Here is a 5,064-nt window from a genome sequence, read left to right as displayed (position 1 = left end):
CCCCGAGGGGTCCGCGGCCTTCGACGTGGGTGGTGCTGCCGGCTCAGATGCAGTCGCGGCAGATGAGCTTCTTCTCGTCCGCGAGCTGCGAACGGTGGTGGACCAGGAAGCAGCTCATGCAGGTGAACTCGTCCTCCTGGCGGGGCATCACCTCGACGGCGAGCTCCTCGTGCGACAGGTCCGCACCGGGCAGCTCGAAGGACTCGGCCGCCTCGGCCTCGTCCTCGTCGACCTTGCCCGAGTTCTTGTCGTGCCGTCGCGCCTTGAGCTCCTCGATGCTCTCTTCGCTCTGGTCTTCCTCGGTCTTGCGTGGCGCGTCGTAGTCAGTAGCCATTGCTCTCTCTCCCATGCCGAACGATCCATGTCGTCTGCGCACAATTGGATCGTTCATCCTCTTCGTCGCCGGGTGGATTGTGCACCATGACCGCCGCATGCGCCACGCCGGTCCGGACGTGTCGCGCCAACGCCGCCCGCGGCGCCGGTATTCCCCGGGTACCTCAGCCCTCGGCGGCCACGAACCCCGCCGCCCTCAGCGCCGCGGCGAACTCGTCCCACCCGCTCGCCGGGGCGGCCGCGATCACCGAGTGCCCCGGCCAGTCCGGATCGGCCTCGAGCTCGGCCCTCACGGGCGCGAGATGGTCGCTCATCCGGCCCGGCAGGCGGGCGAACACGGCCCCGGCCTCGGCCGCGACGAGGGAGCCCGCCGCCCAGTCCCAGCGGGCCGGGCCCTCCTCGACGTAGGCGTCCGCACTGCCGTCGGCGACGTGGCACAGGTCCAGCGAGCAGGAGCCCATGCGACGAACGTCACGCACGCGGGGCAGCAGGGCCGCCACCGAGGCGGCCTGGTGGGCGCGGGTCTCGGAGCGGTAGCCGAAGCCGGTCAGCACGAGGCGCTCGGCCAGCGGAGGTGCCGGTCGGACCGAGATCGGTACGCCGTCGCGCGTGGCGCCGTGGCCCAGCGCGGCGGCGTACTCGACGCCGGTCGGGATGGTGACGACGACGCCGGCGAGGATCTCCTCGTCGACCTCCGCCGCGACCGACACCGCGCAGTCGGGCAGCCCGTAGAGGTAGTTGACGGTGCCGTCGATCGGGTCGACGACCCAGCGGACCCCGCTGGTGCCGGGGTGGTCGTCGCCCTCCTCCCCCAGGATCGCGTCGTCGGGACGCTGCTCGAGGAGGCGTCGCCGGATGAGTGCCTCCACCGCACGGTCGGCCTCGGTCACGACGTCGACGGCACTGGACTTGGTGTCGGCGACGTCGATGCCCCCGGCCCTCATGCGGCGTGCCAGCTCCGCGCCCTCCCGGGCGACCGCCGAGGCGACGTCCCGCAGTGCGGTCGGGTCGTGGGTCACGGGGTCGTGGGTCATGCGCCCGCCCCGCAGAGGGCGGGACGCTCGCCGCGGGGGTTGGGGCAGCAGCCGGGGGCGCAGACCTCGCGCCAGGCGGGCTGGTCCCCGACGGTCCTCCGTGCGACCTCCTCGCCCCGCTCGACGGCCGCCCGCTCGACCAGCAGGTCGCGCACCATCGAGACGAAGCGCGGGTCGATGCCCGGGGTGGCCGCACGCACGGCCTCGAGCCCGACCTTCTCCGCGGTCGCCATGGCCTCGGTGTCGAGGTCGTAGATGACCTCCATGTGGTCGGAGACGAAGCCGACCGGGACCATCACCACCGCGGCGACGCCGCGCCTGGCCAGGTCCTCCAGGTGGTCGTTCACGTCCGGCTCGAGCCACGGGACGTGCGGCGAGCCCGAGCGCGAGCAGTAGACGAGCTCGTGCTTGTGCCGACGTCCGGTCTCCTGGCGGACCCGGGCGGTGACCTCCTCGGCGACGGCCAGGTGCTGGCGCACGTAGGCGTTCCCGCCCTCCAGGGGCGGGCCGCTGGACTCCGCCATGGCGATGGGGATCGAGTGCGTCACGAAGACGAGCTCGGCACCCTCGCGCACGGCGTCGGGGAGGTCGGCCATCGCGGTCAGCGTCGCGTCCACGACCGGCTCCACGAAGCCCGGGTGGTTGTAGTACTGCCGGAGGCGGTCCAACCGGGGCGCGCCCTCGACCTCCCCGACAGCGTCGGCGAGGTTCTCCCGGTACTGCCGGCACGAGGAGTACGACGAGTACGCCGACGTCGTGATCACCGCGGCCCGCCGGATGCCGTCGTCGCGCATCTGGCGCAGGGTGTCGGCGAGGTAGGGGTCCCAGTTGCGGTTGCCCCAGTAGACCGGCAGGTCGATGCCGCTGCCGGCCAGGTCCTCGCGGATGGCGGCGAGCAGCTCGCGGTTCTGGTCGTTGATCGGGCTGCGCCCGCCGAAGAGGAAGTAGTGCTCGCCCACCTCCTCCAGTCGCTCGCGCGGGATGCCGCGGCCACGCGTGACGTTCTCGAGGAAGGGCACGACGTCCTCCGGCTTCTCCGGGCCGCCGAAGGACAGGAGCAGGAGGGCGTCGTACGGCGACACGTCGGGATTCATGTCGCCAGCGTACGGAGGCCTAGCATCCGAGACGATGTTCGAGTCCTACCACCGTGTGCTGTCCCGGCCCGGCGCGCTGCGCTTCAGCTCTGCCGGGCTGCTGGCCCGACTGCCCATCTCGATGGTCACCCTGGGCGTGGTGCTGCTTGTCGAGAGCCGGACCGGCTCCTACGGGCTCGCCGGCATCGTCTCGGGGGTCGTGGTGCTCGGTGAGGCCGCCTGCGCCGTGATGCACGGCCGGCTGGTCGACGGCTACGGCCAGGGGCGGGTGCTGCCGCTGGCCATCACCGGCTTCGCGGTGTCGATGGCGCTGCTCGTCTCCTCGGTGACGAACGACTGGGCGATGCCCCTCACCTACGTCTTCGCCGCACTCACCGGCGCCTTCCTCCCCCAGGTCGGCGCCTGCGTGCGGACGCGGTGGTCGCACCTGCTCGACCGACCGCGCGACGTGCAGACGGCGTACGCCCTGGAGTCCGTCCTCGACGAGGTCGTCTTCGTCATCGGTCCGGTGCTGGCGACGATGCTGGCCACGCTGTGGCACCCCGTGGCCGGCCTGGTCGTCGCGACGTCGGCAGGGCTGGTCGGGACCTACGCCCTGGCAGCCCAACGGGCCACCGAGCCGCCGTCGGGCCGCCACCGCCACGGGGTCGCGCACCTCCCGATGCCGTGGCGGACCGTGCTGCCGCTCGGGGTGGTGTGCCTCGCCCTGGGTGCGCTGTTCGGGTCCGCGGAGGTCACCACCGTCGCGTTCGCCGAGGAGACCGGGTCCCGGGCGGTGTCGGGCTGGCTGCTCGCCACGTGGGCCCTGGGCAGCATGCTCGCCGGCATCGTGACGGGTGCCGTCGTGTGGCGGCGCGGCCCCGCGGTCCGGGTCCGGTGGGGGTCCTTCGCGATGATGCTCGCCATGGTCCCGCCCGTGCTGGTCGAGGGCTTCCCCCTGATGTTCCTCGCCCTGCTGGTGGGGGGCTGCTCGATCGCCCCCACCCTGATCGCCACCATGTCGCTCACCGAGCAGACCGTCCCCCACGGCCGGCTGACCGAGGGCATGGCCGTCCTGCACACCGGGCTGATGGCGGGCGTCGCCCCCGGTGCCGCGGCCGCCGGGTTCGTCGTCGACCACCACGGGGCCTCCGCGGCCTACCTCGTCGCCGTCGGAGCCGGCCTCGTCGCCGTCGTCGGCGCGCAGGGGACGCGCACCCGCCCGGTCACGCCCGCGCCGCTGCCCGGCTGACCCGCCGTCCCGGGCCCCGCCGACCGGGCAGTTCCGTCGCGCTGGGAGGCGTCGACCGGGCACTTTCGTAGCGCTGGGAGGCGCCGAGCGGGCAGTTCCGTAGCGCTCAAAATCTGGCTGACAGAAGTCGCTGAAAAGTGGTGTCCACATTCCGGTCGAGATCGCTCTGCGGAGGGGTTCGTTGTCGGTGGTCCCTGCTTGAGTCGACTCATGCCCGAGACCACCGCACCCGCTCTGCCGGAGACCCCGGCGGCGGTGTTGCGCGCGGTCCGTGAGCACAAGCAGGCAGCCGATCGGGCGGACGTGGAGATGATGCGGCTGGGGTTGCACTGGGCCGATCTGCACCTCGCGGACCCGGAGTTCGCCCAGGCGTGCTTCACCTCGCCGAAGACGTTCGCAGGTGAGGGATCGCCGATGATCGATGAGTTCTGCGTCCCGGAGTTCGCGACGATGCTGGGACGCACCAACGACAGTGCTGGCCGGTTCCTGACCGAGTGTGTCGAGGTCGCCTACCGGCTCCCCAGGTTGTGGGGTGCCGTGCAGGCCGGCCTCGTGGCCGGCTGGCGCGCCCGGCTGATCGCCGACTCCACGCTGGAGCTGACGTTGCAGGCTGCGACGTACGTCGATGAGCAGGTGTTCTGGTGTGCCTCCCGGCTCACCCCCGCGCAGCTGGAGCGGGTGGTGCAGGAGGCCCGGGTCCGGCACATGCCCGACGCCGTCGCCGAGGCATTGGCGAAGTCCGCGGACAAGCGGCACGTCACCTTCGACCTCCAGCAGGTCTCCTACGACGGCACCATGGGCCTGGAGGCGGCCCTGGAGATCCCCGACGGCCTCGCCCTGGCCGCCGCTGTGAAGAGTGGTGCCGAGCACCTCGCGAAGCTGGGGTCGGCCGACACCGTCGACGGGCGTCGCGCCACCGCGCTGGGCGACCTCGCGCGTCACCAGCTCACCATCGGCTTCGACGACCAGCCCACCGGCCAGCCCGCGGTCAACGACCCGGCATCCGCCGAGGACCGGGCATCCGTTGCCGATGGGCCCGTCCCTCATCCCACCAGGGCTGCCGCTCCGGTCACGCAGGTCGTCCTCTACGCGCACCTGTCCGCCGACGCGATCACCAGCCACGCCCAGACGGTGCCGTCCGGCGGCGAGGCGTTGGTCGCGCGGCTCGAGCAGGCCGGCCGCAGGTTGGTGTCGGTGGAGCAGCTCCGCATCTGGTGCGGACGCCCCGACGTCGCCGTGGTCGTGAAGCCCGTGATCGACCTGCGCGAACGCCTCGAGTGCCGCGGCTACCAGCCGACCGAGAAGATCCGCGAGCACGTCATCGTCCGGGACGGGACGTGCGTGTTCCCGTGGTGTGGTCGCAACGCCCGCC

At 72.4% G+C, this 5,064-nt stretch carries 5 protein-coding genes; 2 read left to right on the top strand and 3 right to left on the bottom strand.

Annotation, left to right across the window (positions count from 1 at the left end):
* Positions 1-43 precede the first annotated feature (43 nt).
* The 3 genes from ACXJKL_RS14155 to ACXJKL_RS14145 form a co-directional block, all read right to left on the bottom strand.
* On the bottom strand, positions 44-334 hold the full coding sequence (locus tag ACXJKL_RS14155; RefSeq protein WP_056924522.1) for a DUF4193 domain-containing protein: 291 nt from the start codon (positions 332-334) through the stop codon (positions 44-46).
* A gap of 163 nt (positions 335-497) precedes the next feature.
* A complete protein-coding gene (locus ACXJKL_RS14150; protein ID WP_457207684.1) occupies positions 498-1,367 on the bottom strand; it encodes an inositol monophosphatase family protein in 870 nt (289 codons plus the stop codon).
* Positions 1,364-2,461 (bottom strand): ferrochelatase, encoded by a 1,098-nt coding sequence (locus ACXJKL_RS14145; RefSeq protein ID WP_457207683.1) that lies wholly within the window; start codon positions 2,459-2,461, stop codon positions 1,364-1,366. The genes ACXJKL_RS14150 and ACXJKL_RS14145 overlap by 4 nt, the downstream gene beginning before the upstream one ends.
* 34 nt (positions 2,462-2,495) lie before the next feature.
* On the opposite strand from ACXJKL_RS14145, the gene ACXJKL_RS14140 reads away from it, so the two are divergent.
* Entirely contained in the window at positions 2,496-3,692 is a 1,197-nt protein-coding gene (locus tag ACXJKL_RS14140) for an MFS transporter (protein WP_457207682.1), read from the top strand.
* 210 nt (positions 3,693-3,902) lie between these two features.
* A partial coding sequence (locus tag ACXJKL_RS14135) for a hypothetical protein (protein ID WP_457207681.1) occupies positions 3,903-5,064 on the top strand: 1,162 nt, incomplete at its 3' end.

The organism is Nocardioides sp. P5_C9_2, from assembly GCF_054049555.1.
The sequence above is the reverse complement of the archived record's forward strand: the minus strand, read 5'-3'. Positions and strand labels throughout refer to the sequence as shown.

What these genes read in the sequence shown, in the direction of transcription:
- ACXJKL_RS14145 (WP_457207683.1), bottom strand. Translation starts at nt 2,461, where the DNA reads ATGAATCCCGACGTGTCGCCGTACGACGCCCTCCTGCTCCTGTCCTTC.
- ACXJKL_RS14140 (WP_457207682.1), top strand. Translation starts at nt 2,496, where the DNA reads ATGTTCGAGTCCTACCACCGTGTGCTGTCCCGGCCCGGCGCGCTGCGC.
- ACXJKL_RS14150 (WP_457207684.1), bottom strand. Translation starts at nt 1,367, where the DNA reads ATGACCCACGACCCCGTGACCCACGACCCGACCGCACTGCGGGACGTC.
- ACXJKL_RS14155 (WP_056924522.1), bottom strand. Translation starts at nt 334, where the DNA reads ATGGCTACTGACTACGACGCGCCACGCAAGACCGAGGAAGACCAGAGC.